Source organism: Verrucosispora sp. WMMA2121, assembly GCF_027460185.1.
Taxonomy (GTDB): Bacteria; Actinomycetota; Actinomycetes; order Mycobacteriales; family Micromonosporaceae; genus Micromonospora; species Micromonospora palythoicola.
The window spans coordinates 1610745-1629869 of sequence record NZ_JAPZBH010000006.1; the positions used below are offsets into that span (position 1 = coordinate 1610745).

Here is a 19125-nt window from a genome sequence, read left to right on the forward strand (position 1 = left end):
GACTACACCGGCGGACACGGCATGGACGCCACCCGCACCGACTCCGGGCCGTCACTCTTCCTGATCCGGGCCAGTGGCACCGTCCCGTCGCCGACCAAGTCACCGTCCCCGACCAAGTCGCCCACCACCGCTCCCCCTGCCGACGGTCTGACCGCCCGGTTCGTCAAGACCTCGAGCTGGAACGGCGGCTACCGCGCCGACTACGTCATCACCAACAACGGCAGCACCAAGACCACCAGTTGGGTCCTCGAGTTCGACCTGCCCAGCGGCACCACCATCACCAAGTCGTGGAGCGCCACGCACACCTGGAACGGGCAGCACCACCGCTTCACCAACCTCAGCTACAACGGCGACATCGCCCCCGGCGCCTCCGAAAAACTCGGCTTCAACGCCTCCGGCACCGGCCTCCCCCTCAACTGCACCATCAACGGGAAGCCCTGCAGGGCCGTCGCCCCGACGACGCCGCCGCCCACCACACCAGCACCGACGACGCCGCCACCCACCACACCGCCGCCCACCACCGCACCACCGACGACGACCCCGCCGGCCGGAGCGATCGTGGACGTCGCCACCTCGCCCCAGTTGCAGGCCGCCCTGTCCACCGCCCGGCCCGGTCAGACCATCCGGCTCGCGGCCGGCACCTACCGTGGGGCGTTCCTCACCCAGCGGGCCGGCACCGCCTCGGCCCGGATCACGCTGACCGGTCCGCGAACCGCCGTCCTGATCAACGACGGCCCCGCCGGCACCGCGCCGTCCTGCCCGGCACCGACCGCCGGCTGGGACCCCGGCTACGGCCTCTGGCTGTACGACGCACCGTACTGGAACCTGACCGGCCTCACGGTGGCCCAGTCCAAGAAGGGCATTGTGCTGGACAACTCCCATCACGTCACCATCGATGGAATGCACGTGCACCACATTGACGAGGAAGCGGTGCACTTCCGCCGCTCGTCAGCCGACGGGATCATCCGCGACTCCGTCATCACCGACACCGGCCTGGTCCAGCAGGGTTACGGTGAGGCGGTCTACATCGGCTCCGCCAAGTCGAACTTCGGCTGCCACGGCAACTCCGGCGGCATGGACCGTTCCGACCGGGTGCAGGTGCTCGACAACCAGATCGGCCCGAACGTCACCGCGGAGCACGTGGACGTCAAGGAGGGCACCGCGGACGGCGTGATCCGGGGCAACCGGTTCGACGGCCAGGGCATCTCCGGCGCCAACTCCGCCGACTCATGGGTCGACGTCAAGGGCAGCGGCTACCTGATCGAGGACAACACCGGCACCTTCCGGACCCCCGGCACCTTCGCCAACGGCTACGAGACGCACAACCTGCTCGACGGCTACGGCTGCGGCAACACCTGGCGCGACAACACGTCGGATCTCGGCGGCGTCGGCCGGTACGCCATCCGCATCACCTCGACCTCGAAATGCTCATCGAACCCGAACGTCGTGCACTCTTCGAACACCGTCACCGTCACCGGCGCCGTGGACGGCCTGACCAACATCCCCACCACCCCGTAACCCGAGCCCGGCATTCGGACGCCGCAAACGTCGTTGGCGACGCACCGATGCGGGCACCCAAGCGCCGGCCTGCGGTTGGTACGTCGACCGTCACCTTGAGGTGTACGCGCCGGGGCCGGAACGAACGGCCGGAGGATCCCACGTTCTTCAGGGCCGAACGAGTGTGCGACCGGGACCGGTCCGCCACTGGACCAGGTGCGCGCGGCCACGACGGTGCGCACCTGGTCCAGTGCTCCGAGCACGATGAACATCGGCGAACGGCAAGCGCCGTCGACCGGCTCGACGGCGCCAAGGCCGGCGACGGCCTGCTCGTCATCGGCACCACACCGCAACAGCAACCGGCGCAGGACATCACCCCGGCGCCGCCGCCGGACTACCGACCCCACGGAGACCGGAAGCCCTACTGGTGGCCGAAACCCTCGCCGCGCCGCAGGGCCCGACCGACAGCACGGTGACGCTCCCGCGCCGCCGCGCAGGTCAACGCTGCCCTCGCGGACACCCGCGTCGTCTTGATCAGCGGAGCGCGCCAGGCAGGCGAGAGCACGCTGGTCCGCATCGTCGCCGGCGATCGTATGGCCGAGCGCCGCGATCTCGATCGGGCTCAGGACCGGGCAGCGGTGATCGCCGATCCGGTCGGATTCGTGGACTCCGCCGAACTCCTGGTCATCGACTAGATCCAGCGCGCTCCGGAACTCCTGCTGGCGTTTCCACAGGTCGCTCCCGCCTGACCAGGGCGCATGCCGTCCCCCGTCACCGGCCGGCAGCTCGGACACGATGTGTGGAACCTGCGGCGTGTCAGCGCTCCACGAAGCGCGGGGCAGGCGTACGGCATGGTGGCCGATGGCGGCTGGTCGCCGGCCCGCCGTTCCAAGACCGGCCTGATTCGACCGCAGGACAGGCTGCCGCCGCTCCCCTGTGCGCCCGGCCGCCGTGGCGGCTCTCCTGGGTAGGGTGGGGGGCTGTCCGCGTCCGGTGGGAGGTAGATGATGACGGCGCAGCCATCTGGACCGACGTTCGGTCTGGACGACTTCGGGCTGGACGACCGGATGCGGTTGTTCGGCTACGTGACGGCAGAGAACCGGCTCGCCTACCTGTGGCTGCTCCGGGCGTTCGACTCGGCACGGTCCAGCTACCACGTGGTGCTGCACACCTCCGACGTGGCCGCAGCACTGGCGACGTTGCACGGGACGAACGCCGACTGCCCGGACCCGGCCGGGCTGGAGTTGCCGCGGCTGCTCGACGCCCTGGTGGAGTGGGGGGTGCTCGACCGTGGGCAGGACGGTTCCCGCGCCACGACACTCGCCGAGTACCGCAACCGGCATTCGGTGTACCAGTTCACCGAGGCCGGGTACCGGGCGCACCGGGCGGTGGAGGCGGTGTTGTCGGCGAGCATGGACGACTCGACGCTGTCCCGGCTGGTCTTCGCCGACCTCCTGGCCGACCTCGACGCGCTCGCGGTGGCCAACGAGGCCGGGGACGCCGAGGAGGTCTACCGCAAGTTCACCCGGCTGGACCGGGCGTTGGCCGACATCGCCGAGCGGGCAGCGCGCTTCTACCACATGCTGGGTGACCTGGGGCGGACCAACGACGTGCGGCCGGAGGTGTTCCTCGCGCACAAGGACGCGCTGCTGGCTCATCTGCGGGACTTCCACGACGAGTTGCAGCGGTACACGCCCCGGCTGCGCGCGGCGGTGCACGAGGTCGAGGCGACCGGTCTGGACCGGCTGATCGAGGCCGCCGCCGAGGCCGACGAGCGGCTGTTCCACACCCCGGTGCAGCGGCTGGAGGACTGGCGGCGGCGTTGGGCGGGGCTGCGGTCGTGGTTGGCGCCGCCGGGACCGGAGCAGCCCAGCGAGGCGGACCGGCTGTCGGACGCCACCGTCGCCGCGATCGGCGACGTCCTCGCTCTGCTGCGCCGGGTCACCGAGGCGCGACGCGGCGGGGTGAGCCGGGAGTCGCAGTTGCGGCACCTGGCCGCGTGGTTCACCCACACCGGCAGCCAGGAGGCCGCGCACGCCCTGTTCGACGTCGTGTTCGGCCTCGGCGCTCCCCGCCACGTCGGGGTGGCGCATCCGGATCCGGAGGCGATCGCCAGCCGGTTGTCGTGGTGGGAGGCTCCGGCGGTGGAGCTGTCCCGCACGCTGGTGACCACCGGCCGGGCACCGGGTCAGGGCCGGGGGCGGCCGGCCCGGCTGGACCGGGTCGACGAGCGCCGGCACCGGCTGCGCGACGACCAGCTCGCCCGGGAGCGCCGGTGGGCCGACGCGGCGACGGCGCTGGCCGCCGTGGGCGTCAACGACCACCGGCTGGACGGATCGCAGACCCAGGTCCTGCTGCGCCTGCTCGACATCGCGCTCGCCGCTCGGGTCGGTGGCCGAGCCGGGGTGCCGCTGGCGGCCGCCGCGCACGGCGTACGGCTGACCCTCACCCCGACTCCGGGCCGGTTCACCACGGTGCGCACCGCCGGGGGCCGGCTGCATCTGAACGGGTACGCGCTGACGGTCACCGCCGCGCAGCACACCGCGGTCCGCCGACCCGAGCTGGTGCCGGCGTGACCGCGGAACCCCACGCTCCCCGGCCGGCGGTGCACCGGTTCGCCGTCGACGTCCCAGAGTTGGAGTTGGCTGAGTACCAGCGGGCGGTGCGGCTGGTTCTGCGTCACCCGCTGATCACGGCGACGTGGCCGGACGAGCGGGCGCTGCCCCGGGTACGGCGGTACTCCGCCACCCTGCGCCGGGATCTCGCCGAGGCGTTCGGGTACCGGCTGGAGCTGCACGGTGCCACGGCCCGGCTGGTACGGGCGAAGGACCGGCTCGACGGCACCCAGCCGGCGGTGTCGCGCACCGGGCGGCCGTTCGACCGGCAGCGCTATGCGTACCTGTCGTTGTGCCTGGCGGTGCTGGGCCGCGCCGGGATCCAGATCACCCTCAGCGAGTTGGCCGACTCGGTGGCCGGCGACGCGAACCGGATCACCGGCCTGGGGTTGGATCCGGACCACGGCCCGGACCGGCGGGCGTTCGTGGACGCGGTCGGCTGGCTGGAGGAGCGGGGCGTGCTGCGGCTGGCCGACGGCTCCAGCGCCGCCTGGGCCAGTGACCCGGGGGCCGGGGAGGCACTGTACGACGTGGCTCGGGACGTGGTGTTCGCGCTGTTCCGGCCGACCCGGGTGCTGCAGCACGTCGATTCGGTGTCGGCGCTGCTGGACCGGGCGATGAGCAGCAGCGGCAACGCCGAGCGCCGGCAGGCGGCCCAGGCGGCCCGGCGGGCGGTGGTGGAGTCACCGGTCGTCTACCACGCCGACGTCGAGCCGGCGGTCGCCAACCATCTGCGCGGCTCCGCGCTCGCCGCCGACCTGGCCCGGCTGACCGGGCTGCGGGTGGAGCGGCAGGCCGAGGGCGTGCTGCTGGTGGACACCGCCGGGTTCACCACGGAGCGGTTCCCGGGCACCGGCTCGGTGGCGCAGGCCGCAGTGCTGCTCGCGGTGGAGATGGCCGACCGGGTCGCGGATCCCGACGGCCGCCGGGTCAAACGGCTGCCCCCGCCCGGCGGGCTCGCCCGGCAGCGGGCGCTGGCGAGCCACATCGACACCGGCCTGCCCACGGCCACCCTGGTACGCCTCGACGACGCCGGTCCGGACGAGCCGTGGACCGCCGACGACCGGGGTGATCCTGACGAGGCCGACGGCGCGGGCCGATTGCCGTTCATCACCGACAGCTTCCTGCGGACGGCCGTCGGGGAGATCCTGCAGCGGTACGGGACCGCGTTCGGGGCCCAGTGGCACGCCGACCCGGAGCGGCTGCGCGTCGAGGCGGTCGCGCTGCTGGAACGCTTCGGCGCGGTCACCGCCGTGCCGGGCGGGGTGCTCGTCCGGCCGCTGGTGGGCCGCTACCGCCACACCGTCGCCACGGTCAAGCCCCGCGCCACCACCGAAACCCTGTTCTGAGAGAAGTCGATCGTGATCGAGCAACGCGGCATCCGCCGATTCGCCCCGACCCGGGCCGGGATCATCAACCTGTGGGACTACCGGGACGAGGAGTTCAGCTTCGTCGACGGGTGGCTGGTGCTGCGCGGGCCGAACGGATCTGGCAAGACCAAGGCGCTGGAGGTGCTGTTCCCGTTCGTCCTCGACGGGCGGATCGAACCGCGCCGGCTCAATCCGTTCGCCAGCGAGGACCGGACGATGAAGTCGAACCTGCTCTACCGGGGGCAGGAGGTCACCCACGCGTACGTGTGGATGGAGTTCGGCGACGGCACGCACTACGTGACCGTCGGCATCGGGTTGCGGGCGCATCGGCACGTCGACCGGGTCACCCGCTGGCACTTCGTGGTCGACGGCCGGGTCGGGGTGGACTTCTCCCTGCTGGACTTCGACGACCGGCCACTGACTCGCCGCGACCTGATCGACCGGCTGGGCGCCGACGCGGTGCGGGACTCGGCGGAGGACTACCGTCAGCTCATCGACGCCCGGCTGTTCGGCCTCGGCCCGGCCCGCTACGAGCAGCTGCTGGACCTGGTGCTGACCCTGCGCAAGCCGCAGTTGGCCAAGGATCTCAACCCGGTCGAGTTGTCCCGCACGCTGCAACGGGGGCTGCGCCCGGTCGAGGACCACCTGCTGGTGGAGGCCGCCCGCTCGTTCGACGACATGGAGGCGGTCGCCCGTACCCTCGAAGGGCTGGTGGCGGCGGACGGCGCCACCGCCGCGTTCCTGACGGTCTACTCCACCTACCTGCGGACCCACGCGCGGGTGGCCGCCGATGCCCTGACCGCCCGCCGCGACGCGGTCGCCACCCGGTCGACCGCACTGGGCGACGCCCGTGCCTCGGCCGAGGCGGCGGCCGAGGCGGAGTCCACGGCGGATGAGCGGCTTCGGGCCGTCGAGGGCGAGCCCGGCCGGCTCCGCGCCCACCTGGACAGTCTGAAGGCCTCGACGGCCTACCAGTCCCACGAGCAGCTCGCCGACCTGCAACGGCACGTGCACGACCTGGCCGAGGCAGCCGGGCGGGCCGACGAGGCCGTCGCCGCCGAGGAGAGCATGGCGGCGCGGCGGCGTACCGAATCGGAACGGGCGACGGTCGCGGCGCGGGACACGCGGACGGCGGCCGACCGGCTCGCCGCCGACCTCCTGCTCGACGCCGAGACGGCCGGGATCACCTGGCGCGCCGAAGACGCCGCTCCGGACGACCTGGCGGCCCGGATCACCGCGCGGGCCGCCGCCCGCCGCGACGACGTGCGCGCCCTCCGCGCGCAGGTGGCGCGGCACGACCAGGCAGACCGGGACCACGCCCGGGCCGCCGCCGACGCGGCCGGCGCCACTTCCGCCGCCGCCGACGCCGAGCAGGCCGAGCGGCGCGCCGAGGACGCCGTCGCGCAGGCCCGCGCCCGCCTGCGCGCCGAGATCGAGCAATGGGCGCAGGGCAACGCCGGACTGCTGGCCGACCTCGCGCGCCCGGACCTGGCCGCCGGGCTGAGCGCCGTCGTGGACACCACCGGCGAGCCGGGCGCGCGGACCCTGCGCGAGGTGTACGCCGAGGCCACGGCCACCACGGTGACCCAGCGGCGGGACCGGCTCGCGGCGCTGGCGGCGCAGCGCACGGCGCTGGCCGACCGGCGGGCCGAGGTGGCCGCCGAACGGGACCGGATCGCCGCCGAACACGACGACGCGCCACCCGTGCCGGTGACCCGGCCCGCGCCACGCACCGGGCGACCCGGCGCACCGCTGTGGCGGCTGGTCCGGTTCGCCGACGGGGTGACCGGCGCGAACGCGGCGACCGTCGAGGCGGCGCTGCACGCGGCCGGGCTACTGGACGCCTGGCTGCATCCCGACCCCGGGACCGCGGCGACCGCGCTGGCCGGCGACGACCTGGACGCCTACCTGCTGCCGCTGCCGCCGCACCGGCGGCCCACCGGGGCCACCCTCGCCGACGTGTTGACCCCCGAGGAACAGGACGACGTGCCCGCCGCGCGGATCACCGAGGTACTCACGTCGGTGGCGCTGGCCGACGTGACCACTCCCGCCGCCGCGCCGGTCACCATCGGCGTGGACGGCAGGTACGCGCAGGGCATCAGCGCCGGCCGCTTCGCCAAGGTCTCCTGCGAGTACATCGGCGCGACCGCCCGGGCCGCCCGCCGCGCCGCCCGCGTCAGCGAGTGCGACCGGCTGGTGGCGGTCATCGACGCCGACGCCGACGCGGTGGACCGCGAGCGGGCGACGGTCGAGGCGCTGCTGGCGGCGGTGGACGCGGCCGCCGCGCACCTGCCGGCAACCGCACCGGTCCACACGGCGCTGCGCGAGCTGGACCGGGCCGCCGCGACGCTGCGCGCCCGGCAGGAGGCCAGCGCGGCCACCGCCGCCCGCCTCGACCAGGCCCTGGCCGAGCGGGCTGCCGCCGTGGCCGCGCTGCGTCGGCGCGCGGCAGAGCGGTCGCTGCCGGTCGACCGGCTCGACGACACCGCCGAAGCGGTGAGCCGCTTCGAGAGGGGCGGGGTACGCCTGGAGGGCGCACGGACAGCCGCCGCGCGTGCCGCCGAGCAGGAGGATCAGGCCCGGCAGCGGCACGACGAGGCAGTCGACCGACTCACCGCCGCGACGGAGACCGCACGCACGGCCCGTGCACGGCACCAGGAGAAGGCAGAGGCGTACCGGACGCTGCGCGACAGCGTGGGCGCCGACGCGGAACGGGTGCTGGCCGACGTGGCCCGAACCGCCGACGCGATCACCGAGGCGGAGCAGGCCGTCGAGCAGGCTCGCACCGCACTCGGTGCCGCCCGGGAACGGCGGGTCGCCGCGCTGACCCGGGTGGAGCTGGGTGAGCAGGCCCTGGTCGTCGCCGTCGCCGAGGCACAGCACGACGCCCAGAGGCTGCGCCCGTACGCCCAGCCGGACCTGCTCAGCCTGCTGCGCTGCCCCACCGACCTGCGCTGGCCGGCGCAGACCTCGGACGACGAGCTGCATCCGCAGGTGGCGGCCCTGCACGAAGCGATCCTCACCGCCACCCGGGAGCTGAGCCCCACCGAGACATCGCTGAAGCAGAGCGCCACGCGGCTCACCAGCGCGCTGACCGACCTGCAGGCGCAACTTCCCGCCGCCGGCCTCGACCACCGGCCCGAGTGGGACACCGACGACGGGGTGATCGTGGTCCGGGTCGCCGACGAGCAGGGCCTCACCCCCGTCGCCCACTTCGCCGACCGGATCACCCGCGAGCGTCGCGACCAGGAGCAACTGCTGACCGACTCCGAGCAGCGGGTGCTGGAGGACGCCCTGCTCGGGCAACTCGCCCGGCAGATCCACCACCGGACCATTGAGGCACGCGACCTGGTGGCGGCAATGGACAGTCAGATGCGTGCCCGGCGGATGTCTTCGGGGCTCACCGTCGGCGTCGGCTGGCGGCTCGCCGACGACCTCGACACCGAGCAACGCGACGTGTGCAAGCTCCTCGAACGCGACCCGGCCCGGCTCGGGCCGGGCCAGCTCACCACCATGCGCCGGCACTTCGCCGCCCGGATCAAGACGGCACGGGCCGCCGCGCCCGAACGGCCCTACCGGGAACTGCTCGGCGACGTCCTCGACTACCGGCAGTGGCGGACGTTCGCGTTCACCCTGCACCGGCCCGGCGGCGGCACGGAGGCGCTGACCCGGGCCCGACACAGCCAGCTCTCCGGCGGCGAACAGTCGGTCTCCCTGCACCTGCCGCTGTTCGCCGCCGCCAACGCGCTGTTCGGCTCGGCTCGACCCGACGCACCCCGGCTGCTCGGCCTCGACGAGGCGTTCGCCGGCGTGGACGACACCGGCCGGGGTGAGCTGATGGCACTGGCGAAACAGTTCGACCTGGACCTGTTCATGACCGGCTACGACCTCTGGGCCACCCACCCGGCGGTCAGCGGTGCCGCCCACTACGACCTGTCCCACTCCGCCGTGGAACACGCCGTGTCCACCGTGCTGCTGGTCTGGGACGGCTCGACCAACATCGCCGACTTCGACGGAACCCTGGCCCGTGCGCTCGGCTCCCCGGAGACCCGCCGCGCCCCCGCTGGTCATGGTGAGGCCGACCGGACCGGCGTCCTGCTCGACCTGACCGACGAATGACCGACGGGCGCGGCGAACCGCAGTCGGACCGGTCCGCCGCACACCCGTCGCTCGTGCCGAGCGGGCGGCACCGGCCGGGCGGACCGGCGGATCTCGTCGAGCAGCCCGGCTGGCGACGGATGCTGGCGGCCGCCCGGCACAGCCTGGAACGCACCGGTGGCCGGCTCGACACCACCGTGACGCTCTCCACCCCCACCGACGACGAACGTCTCGTGATCATCGGCATCACCGGCACCCACCGCTCCGCCGCAGCGGCACGCCTCAGTATCCGGCTCAGCGCCGTGGACGAACACCTACGCGCCGCGTACGGAGTCGGCCTGATCGACGTGCTCGCCGCGACGGCCCCGCTGCGCAACCGACCGTCCGACCGCACACGCGAGGCGGTGGCCCGCGACGCCGTCCTCGCCGTGGCCCACGAGGGCCGACACGCCGGCAGCGTCTGGTACGCGGAATGGCTCGACGGCCTGCGCCGCGACGGCACCCTGACCCGCGTCGTCCGCACCGGGCTGCCGTTCGGCGACGTGGTCCGCGTCCTGGATGCGCTGCCCGCGGCCGACGAGCCCATGCCGGTCTTCGCCGACCGCGTGCTGGACGACACGAAGGCCCTCAGCGAGGGGCCGCTACGGGGGCTCGTCCTCCGTGCCGTCGCCGCCTGGCAGCAGGCGGCGCTCCCGGTCGGCGGTGAGCAGGAACGGGCGTTGTGGGAATCGGTCGGCCTGGTCCCGGACGACCTCGCCAGCCAGGTGCTGGTACTCAACGCACCGGCCACCGGCGGGCTGGTCGGGCGGTGGCTGACGGAGGCCGCGCAGGCCGGCGTGCCGATGCGGGTCACCCTGCACCAACTGCGCCTGGCACCGCTGGCCCTGACCTGCGGCGAGGTCCATGTCTGCGAGAACCCCGCCGTGCTGCGCGCCGCCACCACCGCGCTCGGGACGCAGGCCCCAATGCTGATCTGCACCGAAGGGGTGCCGTCGGTCGCCGCTCACACGCTGCTGTGCACCGCCCCTCAGGATGCGGTGATTCGGTGGCGCAACGACTTCGACTGGACCGGCGTACGACTGACGGCGGCGGCTCTCCAACGGTATCCGGGCGCGGTTCCGTGGCGGATGACCTCGGCCGACTACCTGCCGGGGGCGGGCACCGGCACGGCCCTGCTCGGTACGCCCACCGAAACCCCCTGGGACCCTTCGCTCGGCGAGTCGATGCGGCGGACCGGCCGAGCGGTGATGGAGGAGCGGCTGCTCGACCGGCTCATCGCCGACCTACGGGCGGCCGGAGCCGGGTAACGGCTGGCAGCGCCGGACGGATTCATCGACGCCTACGTCCAGGCGCTCGTCGACCGCGACGTCCGGCAGCTCTCCGGCATCCGGCACGAGGCCGCCGAATGCCTCGAATACGCCCTCTGATGCAACCCCTGCTGATCGGTGATCGGCTCGACGAGCTGCGGGCCGCGCTCACCACCACCCACACCGCCCAGTGGCGGCGACTGTACGAGCAGTGCGACTGGTACCGCGGACAGAGCCCGCCCACCGAGCATCCGACCGCCAGCATCACCTACTTCGGTCCGGCCGCGATGAACCTCGCCCTGGCCTACCGCCTCACCCGACAGCCCGGCTACCTGGCCGAGGCCCGACGATGGATCAGCACCGCCGTGGCATTCCCCCACTGGGGAAAGGCGAAGCTGCCCGACCACGACCTCGACGCCGGATGGCTGCTGCACGGGCTGTCCCTGGCGTACTCCTGGCTCCGCGACGACCTGCCCGGCGACGAAGCCGACGCGCTGCGCGCCAAGCTGCTGCTCCAGGGCGAGCGGATGTACGACTTCGCGGTGCAGACCGAGGGAACCTGGTGGTCGTCGAGCTACTGGCAGAACCACAACTGGATCTGCTACACCGGGCTGGCCGCCGCCGGCTACGTCCTCGATCAGCGGCGCCTGACGGGCGATCTGCTCCAGCAGTGGCCGTCGAGGTCCCACTCGTCGGTGCCGTCCTCGTCCTCGTCGTGGAGGTCGATGATGACGTGCTTGCCGGCGGTCCACGCGGATGCGCTGTCACTCTGGCAGTACTGGGCGACGGTTGCGGGGTCGAGCAGGTGTATCGGTAGTCGAAGCATGAGCTGGCGGGTGCCCCAGTTGGCCAGGTACGGGTGTGCGTCGAAGTACCGTTCCATCAGCTTGCGCGGGTCGCCCTTGAAGTTGCCCCACTCGTAGGTGTTGACGAGGCTGGTGGCGGTGATGTCGGCCCGGGTCGACAGCGACCGCAGCTCGGCCCGCTCCCGAGCAGTGAGGGGTCGGTCGACGGCGGTGAACTCGTAGTACTGGTACTCGCTCATCGTGGCCTACCTTCCGGCCCAGTGCCGGTAGGCGTCGATCCACGCGGCGCCGTCGGGCGCGGGGGTGGGTAGCGGCAGGTCGAGTAGGTCGATTCGCTGCCGGTGGTGGCCTCGGGCGCAGACCGCGACGATGGTGTCCGCGGTCAGGTTGATCTTGCGCGCGGTGACCTCGACGCCGAGGACGGTGGTGGTGAACGGCACCGTCAGATGCTCCTCGATCATGGTGAACAGGCCGACGAGCTGCTCGTCATCGCCGTACGCATCGACGGTCGCTTCCTCGATCATCGCCTCCAGCGCGGCGTTGCCCTTCGATGCCATCGGCGGAGGATAGCGGACCGCTGTCGGGGTGTTCGGAGCCCGATGCGCGAGGATGGTCGGCATGGGTTCGGTGGCCGAGTTCGTCGATCTTCGGCGGGAGGTGGAGCGGCTACGGGCGGAGAACGCCCGCCTGGCGCGCCTGCTGGAGCTGCGCGGCCAGGACACGACCGCGGCACCGGAGCAGTTGTCCGCGCCGGTTGACCCGCCAGGGCTGGTCACCATGGCTTCGCCGACCCGGGACAAGCTGGCATTGTTCGCCGACCGGTTCCGAGCCCGGACCGACGTGTACGCCGTGCGGTGGGACAACGCCCGTACCGGCGCAGCCGGTTGGATGCCCGCGGTCGCCGGCGGTTGGCGTAAGGGTATCGACCGGCGGGGTGCCACCTACCTGCCCCGGACGACGGAGGTCGTCGCGGCACATCTGGTCGGCGACGTGTTCATGGGCCTGTACCCACTGATGCCCGGCAACACCTGCCACTTCGTCGTGGCCGACTTCGACGGGCCCACGGCGATGCTCGACGCCCTCGCCTACGTGAAAGCGGCACGAGCCAGCGCGGTGCCCGCCGCGATGGAGATCTCCCAGTCAGGCCGCGGCGCCCACGTGTGGATCTTCTTCACCGGCGGTGACGCCGGTTACGCCGCCATCGCGCTGCTCGCGCCGGTCGGCTACCTGATCTCCGCAGTGTTGGCCCGGTTCTGCTTCGCCCGCGACGAGTTGGGCCCCGACGAGGCTCTGCCGCACCGGCCCGGTGTCGCCGGGGAGGCGGCGGCGGTGGTGCGGGGCATGGTCGACGGGGTGCGGCACCTGGGACGGGCGCGCGGCGCCGCGTACGCGATCGGTGCGCAGGCGGGGTTCCGGCTGCTGTTCGGGCTCCTGGCGCTGGCGATGCTGCTGCTCTACCGCAACCGGTTCGCCGGCGACGACCTCGACGGCGTACCGGCGCAGCTGGGTCTGGTATTCGCCGCGGGCGCGGCCGGGGTGCTGCTAGCGGCGGCGGCGACCCCCGACGGCGGCCCGCCAGGTCGGCGGGTGGCGGTGGGTGGCCGGGTTGCTCGCGGCGGTCGCGGTGGCGTTGCCGGTGTTCGGGTCGCCGTTCGACCCGCTGCTGCTGATCGTCGTCGTGTTGGTGGTCAACGTCGCCGGGCACGGCATCAAGATCGTGGTGGACACGATGGTGCAGCACGAGTGCGCCGACACCTTTCGGGGGCGGCTGTTCGCCGTGAACGACACGGCGTTCAACCTCGCCTACGTGCTCGGCATGGTGGCCGCAGCCCGGTTCATCCCGGACGACGGGCGCTCACCGCTGCTGCTCGGTGTCGCCGCGGCCGGCTACGGCTGCCTCGCGGTCGGCTACGCGGTCGCCGCCGGCAGGTGGGCCCGCAAGGCCGGGGACGACATCGCCCTGCCGGTGGCGACGATGCCGGCAGTCGACCGGTAACCGCCAGCCGCGCCCCGGACGACAGGCCGGCTGACACAGACAACAGCCACGACGGGGATGCCGCCGTGGCCGTTGTCTGTCATCTCACCCTTGCCGCGCCCTGCGCGGTGCGGGTCAGCTCTTGAAGGCGTCCTTAATCTTCTCGCCGGCCTGCTTGACGTTGGCGCTGGCCTGGTCGCCGCGGCCCTCGGCTTCGAGGCGCTCGTCGTCGGTGGCCCGGCCGGCGCCTTCCTTGACCTTGCCGGCGGCCTCTTCGGAGGCGTTGCTGATCTTGTCGTCGATACCCATCGTGCCTCCCGCGTCTCGTGGTGGCGCTACATCAAAAGCAGTACCCCGAGGGAGGAAGTCCAACCACCTGTCGACGCTCAGTGGCCGAGTCCGTTCGCGGCGGCGCCGGTAGGCGTGGGCTGCCGATCGATGTCGGGTTCGAGGTAGACGACCTTGGCGGTCGGCAGCGCCCGGCGCAGTCGGGCCTCGGCGTCGTCGATGGTCGCGGCGATGGTGGCGCCGTCGTCGGCGGCGGCGACGGCGATCTTCGCCGCGACGAGGAGTTCCTCCGGGCCGAGGTGCATGGTGCGCAGGTGGATGACCCGGTCCACCCCGGGGGTGGACAGCAGGGCGGTGTGGATCGCGGTGACCTCTTCCGGCAGTGCCGCCTCGCCGATGAGCAGGCTCTTGATTTCGGTGGCGAGGATGACGGCGATGGTGACCAGCAGGATGCCGATGCAGCCGGTGGCGATGCCGTCGAAGATGCCGTTGCCGGTGAGCACGCTCAGGCCCACGCCGAGCAGCGCGAGGACCAGGCCGAGCAGCGCGCCGGCGTCCTCCAACAGGATGACCGGAAGTTCGGGGGCGCGGGCGCGGCGGACGAAGGAGACCCAGCCGCCTCCGCCTCGGGTCCGGTTGGCCTCCTTCACCGCCGTGCGCAGCGCGTAGCCTTCCAGGCCCATCGCGATGAGCAGGACGACCACGGCGACCAGGGGTGAGGTCAGCTCCTGCGGGTGGGTGATCTTGTGGTAGCTCTCGTACAGGGCGTAGAGGCCGCCGAGGGTGAACAGGATGATCGCGACGAGAAACGCGTAGATGTAGCGTTCCCGTGCGTACCCGAAGGGGTGCAGGGTCGAGGGGGCGCGGCGGGCGCGTTTGCCGCCGACGAGCAGCAGCGCCTGGTTCGTGGAGTCCGCGACCGAGTGCACGCCCTCGGCGAGCATCGACGCCGATCCGGTGATGCCCGCGGCGACGAACTTGCTCACCGCGATACCCAGGTTCGCGGCCAGCGCCGTCACGACGGCCTTGGTGCTGCCCTCCGCTGCCATCAGTTATTTCCCCTCGTGGACGTCTCGGTGTGGGTGGCCAGTGTGCCAGCGGCGTGGCGGTCCGCAGCTGCCACAGGTACCGGACAGCACGCCGCCGGCCCGCCCCGAAGGGCTGGGCCGGCGGGACGGGCGGTGCGAGGGTCAGTGGACGCGGCGGCGGCCGTAGGCGCCGGCGGCGATCGCGACACCGATCGCGGCGAAGATCACCTGGATCAGCAGCTCGATCCAGTCGATGCCCTTGGTGTCGGACACACCCATCGCCCCGGCGACGAACGTGCCGAGGATCGCGGCGACCACACCGATGACGAGGGTGAGCCAGATCGGGATGTTCTGCTTGCCGGGTACGACCAACCGGCCCAGCGCGCCGATGACCAGACCGATGATGATGGCCGTGAGGATGCCGGTAACTTCCACGAGAGCCGTCCCTCCAGAGGGGTTGTCGTCGGCCCGATCATTGCCCCGCCCGCCGAACGGCGAAACCAGCCCGACGCCCTGGCGCCCAGGCACTGCCTGACCGTGCCGGCGCCGGCCAGTCCAAGGGCTCGGGAGGTCAGTCCTCCTCGTCACCCCCCTCGTCGTCGCCGAAGTCGAAGACCTCGTCGGCGATCATGCCGCCGGCGAAGCCGAGCGCGGCGCCACCGACCACGCCGGCGGCGACGGCACCCATGCCGGGGCCACCGTGCCGCTCGTGGTGGTGCTCGTCCTTGTGGTGCCCTCCGGGGTGGCCGTACCCGGCGTGCCCGTAGCCGGGGGCGCCGTAGGCGGGCTGCCCGTAGCCGGGCGGCGGAGGTGGTGGCGGGTAGCCGGGCGTGCCGTAGCCCTGGGCGGGCGGGGCGTATCCGTGGCCGGCGTGGGTGCTCTGGTAGCCGTCCAGGGCCTGGCGGACCCAGCCGTCGACCTGCGCGGCCCAGTCGACGCGGTCGGCGTCGGCGTGTGCGGCGTGGTAGCGGCCGTAGGAGTCGTGGCCGCCGGTGAACAGGCCGCGCTTGTCGAACTCGAGGACGACGTCGACGCCGTGCTCGTTGGCGACGAAGGTCAGCTCGACCTCGTTGACGCCGTGGGCGTACTGCGGGGCGGCGTAGTACTCGATCTCCTGGTATAACGGCAGGCTCTGGTGCAACCCGGCGATGTGCCCGCGTTCCAGGTCGGCGCCCTTGAACTGGAAGCCGAGCCGGCCGAAGGCCTCCAGGATGCGTTCCTGCACCGGCAGCGGGTGCACGTACACCGGGTCGAGGTCGCCCTTGTCGACCGCGCCACGGATGGCTACCTCGGTGCGCAGGCCCATGGTCATGCCGTGCAGGTGCTGCCCGTGCAGGTCGGTCACCGGGGTCTCCCACGGCATCGCCACCTGCAACGGCAGCGACAACTGCTGGCCCTCGCGCAGGTGCAGGCCGCCGGCGACCTGCACGCGGTGGAACTCGACGAGGGCGTCGTACCCCTCCTCCGCGCCGTCGACCTCGACCCGGGTGACCAGGCCGACGGTGATGTGGTCGATCTCCACGTCGTGGCTGCCGCCGGTCAGGTTCACCTGACCGGCCAGCATCAACCCCGGGCGGGTGCTCGGATTGGACAGGACGGTATCGACGCTGGGGCCGCCCACCCCGAACGCGCCCAGCATCTTCTTGAACACCACGAACCTCTCCCTCGACGACAGCCAACGCACGACATCCAGTTCCGGTGGAAGTTCCACACGCAACCCTTGTGCCGCAATGAGATCAACGGCGTCCATAATGGAAGCCGTCGCGTCGGGAACCTATCAAGGACACCTGAGAAGTAGCTGGATGTATCCGTACAGTTACTCTCAGGTAGTGCCGCGCGGGTGTCGAGCAATTACCTCGGCCAGCGATAGAGGCCGCCACCGCACGTCACGCGCCCGTCGGTCATCGGCCCGTCAGGAACTCGGCTCGTCCTCGCCGTCCTGGTGTCCGTTGGCGCGGGTCGGCGGCGTGCGAAGGCGAACTCGGGTGATGGCCCGCCCGGTCACCTCGGCGACCTCGGCGGTCAGGCCCGGCAGTTCGATTCTTTCGCCGGCCGTCTTCGGGATGTGGCCGAGGTGGGCCAGGACCAGGCCCGCCACTGTTGTGTAGTCACCTGCCTCAAGGGTGTCCTCGTCAAGGTCGATGCCGACATCGGTCAGGTCGTGCAACGGGAAACCACAGGCCATCAGCAGCGCCCCGTCGGCCTCCCGCACAACGGCCTGCACATCCCGGTCGGTCTCGTCGTAGATCTCCCCGACGATCTCCTCGACCAGGTCCTTCATCGTGACGATGCCGTCGATGGAGCCCCGCTCGTCCACGACGAGGGCGAACTGCTGCCGCTGTGCGCGCAGCTCTCGGATCGCCTCGGTCACCTTCAACGTCTCCGGCAGATAGACCGCGGGGCTGGCGTGCTCGGCCACCGGGCCGGCCTGGTCGAGCAGGTCACGCAGGTGCACCACGCCGACGGTGTCGTCCAGGCCGCCGCGGCCCACGACCGGGGCCCGGGTCTGCCCCGACGCCGACAAGGCGTCCAGCGGGCGGGCTACCAGCAGCGCCCAGCCCTCGGCGCGCTGCATCGCAATCCGCTTCGGCGCCAACTCGCCCAGCACCAGGGTCACGAAGGTCAACACGATGGTGACCAGCACGATCGACACCGGCTCCGCCGCCGACCCAGGACTACCCGGGTAGCCGCCCACGCCGCCGAACGCCGCTCCCCAGAGGAAGTCCTGACCGGCGTTGCCGTAGCTGTACGGCTGGCCCCGTCCAGGCCGCCACTCCGGAGCCATACAGCGCGCTTCCGGAGCCACCGACGATCGCAGGAGGCGACCTGCCGCACGCCCGACTGGGAGCCGGCGGCCAGTCCGCCGTACAAGCCGGTGCCGGCACCCCCGGCCATGCCCATCGTGGCACCCGTCAGCGCACCGGCCGCCGCGCCGACGACCACCTTCTTGATGCAGGTGTTGCGGTCGTCGCCGCTGAGCCAGCAGTCCACGCCACCCCCGGCCCACCGACGATGCCACCGATGATCGCCGTACAGACGCTCGCGCACTGCCCCGTCGGATCGCTCAGTACCGTCGGCCGGTTGTACCCGTAGTGGTAGGTCTGGGTGAACGAGGTCCCCAGCGCCTGCGGCACCGGGTCCGGGGTGGTGAACCGACCGTTGCCCGCGTCGTAGTCGCGAGCCCGCACGTCGTAGAGTCCGTTCTTCTGGTCGAGATGCTGCCCGTGGAACCGCAGCGGGTTGTTGACGTACGTGCCGCTGCTGGTCACGACCTCACCGAACGGGTCGCTGGTGGCGCTACCGGTCAAGGCGGTGGCGTTGGCCAGGTCCGTCACCGAGCCCTGGTAGTCGTCCAGCAGCCAGGCCGGAGTGGCCGCGACGGTGTCGGCGATGGCGCTGCCCAGTTGCCCCTGTGGCTCTTCCCACCACTTGTGGGTCAGCGTGCCCGCACCGTTCTTCTCCTCCACCCGGGTGGGCAGGCCGAGGGTGTCGACCGTCCAGGTGGCGTCGGTGGAGGCGTTGACGGTCCGGCCGATCCGGTTGCCGTCCCCGTCGTAGTCGTAACCGACGACGGGCCCGGTCGGCGGTTGGACCCGTCGCAGGTTGGCGTCGAGCCCGTACCCATAGGTCGTGGTGCCGCCTGGCCCTGCCTCGGTCGCCAGCGCGCCGTTGGCGTTGTACGTCAGGGTCGTGGTCGCCCCATTGACGGTCCGGCCGGTCGGCCGGTCATCGTCGTCGTAGCCGTAGGTGGTGGTGCTGGTACTACCGGACTGCGTCGTGACCTTGCTCTTGCGGTTGCCGTTGTGGTCGTACCCGTAGCTGGTCTGCTGATCGGTCGCGGCGCAGGTCGTTCCCGCAGCCGGCCGGCACACCCGGGTGACCTGGCCGATGTCGTCGTAGGAGTAGATCGCCCGAGACGTGCTCCCGCCCCGGGTGGTGGTCACCGTGTCCGGCGCGCCGGCCAGGTTTCGGGTGACGTCCTGACTGACCAGCGTCGTGCTGCCGGACGAGTGCGCCACCCGGGTCAGCGGCGCCGCTGATGAGCTTCGTGCCACTCATCCGGTGCTCGTCACGCCAGGTGTAGCTCTGCACCAACGCGTCCGGCAGGGTGCGGTCGGGCATGCAGCTACGGCTGATCGGC

The 19125-nt window shown here is 72.2% G+C and carries 14 protein-coding genes and 1 pseudogene; 8 read left to right on the forward strand and 7 right to left on the reverse strand.

Annotation, left to right across the window (positions count from 1 at the left end; translation table 11 throughout):
- Positions 1-21 precede the first annotated feature (21 nt).
- The 7 genes and pseudogenes from O7605_RS16320 (at position 22) to O7605_RS16350 (ending at position 11810) form a co-directional block, all read left to right on the forward strand.
- A complete protein-coding gene (locus tag O7605_RS16320; protein ID WP_269739980.1) occupies positions 22-1518 on the forward strand; it encodes a cellulose binding domain-containing protein in 1497 nt (498 codons plus the stop codon).
- A gap of 467 nt (positions 1519-1985) precedes the next feature.
- Positions 1986-2189 (forward strand): annotated as a pseudogene (locus O7605_RS16325) (hypothetical protein); the annotation flags it as partial.
- A 315-nt stretch (positions 2190-2504) separates the two neighbouring features.
- Positions 2505-4073: a TIGR02677 family protein gene (locus O7605_RS16330; protein WP_269739982.1), complete on the forward strand. Its 1569-nt coding sequence runs from the start codon at positions 2505-2507 to the stop codon at positions 4071-4073.
- The gene (locus O7605_RS16335) at positions 4070-5461 is read left to right on the forward strand and encodes a TIGR02678 family protein (protein ID WP_269739983.1); all 1392 of its coding nucleotides are present in this window, start codon (positions 4070-4072) and stop codon (positions 5459-5461) included. The genes O7605_RS16330 and O7605_RS16335 overlap by 4 nt, the downstream gene beginning before the upstream one ends.
- Before the next feature lie 12 nt (positions 5462-5473).
- Positions 5474-9601, forward strand: a complete 4128-nt coding sequence (locus O7605_RS16340; protein ID WP_269739984.1) for a TIGR02680 family protein — start codon at positions 5474-5476, stop codon at positions 9599-9601.
- Positions 9598-10887: a TIGR02679 domain-containing protein gene (locus O7605_RS16345; RefSeq protein WP_164446280.1), complete on the forward strand. Its 1290-nt coding sequence runs from the start codon at positions 9598-9600 to the stop codon at positions 10885-10887. Before O7605_RS16340 ends, O7605_RS16345 begins: the two co-directional genes overlap by 4 nt.
- Positions 10888-11006: 119 nt before the next feature.
- Positions 11007-11810 (forward strand): hypothetical protein, encoded by an 804-nt coding sequence (locus O7605_RS16350; RefSeq protein WP_269739985.1) that lies wholly within the window; start codon positions 11007-11009, stop codon positions 11808-11810.
- Between the two features lie 128 nt (positions 11811-11938).
- On the opposite strand, the gene O7605_RS16355 is transcribed toward O7605_RS16350, so the two are convergent.
- Entirely contained in the window at positions 11939-12250 is a 312-nt protein-coding gene (locus tag O7605_RS16355) for a hypothetical protein (RefSeq protein ID WP_269739986.1), read from the reverse strand.
- Positions 12251-12311: 61 nt separating this feature from the next.
- On the opposite strand from O7605_RS16355, the gene O7605_RS16360 reads away from it, so the two are divergent.
- Positions 12312-13814 carry a TOTE conflict system archaeo-eukaryotic primase domain-containing protein gene (locus tag O7605_RS16360; protein ID WP_269739987.1) on the forward strand — a complete coding sequence of 501 codons (1503 nt, stop codon included), beginning with the start codon at positions 12312-12314 and terminating at the stop codon, positions 13812-13814.
- Here O7605_RS16360 and O7605_RS16365 read toward each other — a convergent pair.
- From O7605_RS16365 to O7605_RS16390, 6 genes are all read right to left on the reverse strand, one after another.
- On the reverse strand, positions 13804-13977 hold the full coding sequence (locus O7605_RS16365) for a CsbD family protein (RefSeq protein ID WP_269739988.1): 174 nt from the start codon (positions 13975-13977) through the stop codon (positions 13804-13806). The two genes, O7605_RS16360 and O7605_RS16365, sit on opposite strands and share 11 nt — an antisense overlap.
- Positions 13978-14054: 77 nt before the next feature.
- Positions 14055-15005 (reverse strand): cation diffusion facilitator family transporter, encoded by a 951-nt coding sequence (locus O7605_RS16370; RefSeq protein ID WP_269739989.1) that lies wholly within the window; start codon positions 15003-15005, stop codon positions 14055-14057.
- Between the two features lie 141 nt (positions 15006-15146).
- Positions 15147-15419 carry a GlsB/YeaQ/YmgE family stress response membrane protein gene (locus O7605_RS16375; protein ID WP_164446287.1) on the reverse strand — a complete coding sequence of 91 codons (273 nt, stop codon included), beginning with the start codon at positions 15417-15419 and terminating at the stop codon, positions 15147-15149.
- Between the two features lie 136 nt (positions 15420-15555).
- Positions 15556-16638, reverse strand: coding sequence for a sporulation protein (locus O7605_RS16380; protein WP_269739990.1), 1083 nt, complete (start codon positions 16636-16638; stop codon positions 15556-15558).
- Positions 16639-16896: 258 nt separating this feature from the next.
- The gene (locus O7605_RS16385; protein ID WP_269739991.1) at positions 16897-17769 is read right to left on the reverse strand and encodes a hemolysin family protein; all 873 of its coding nucleotides are present in this window, start codon (positions 17767-17769) and stop codon (positions 16897-16899) included.
- 127 nt (positions 17770-17896) lie between these two features.
- Positions 17897-19039 carry an RHS repeat-associated core domain-containing protein gene (locus O7605_RS16390; protein WP_269739992.1) on the reverse strand — a complete coding sequence of 381 codons (1143 nt, stop codon included), beginning with the start codon at positions 19037-19039 and terminating at the stop codon, positions 17897-17899.
- Positions 19040-19125 lie beyond the last annotated feature (86 nt).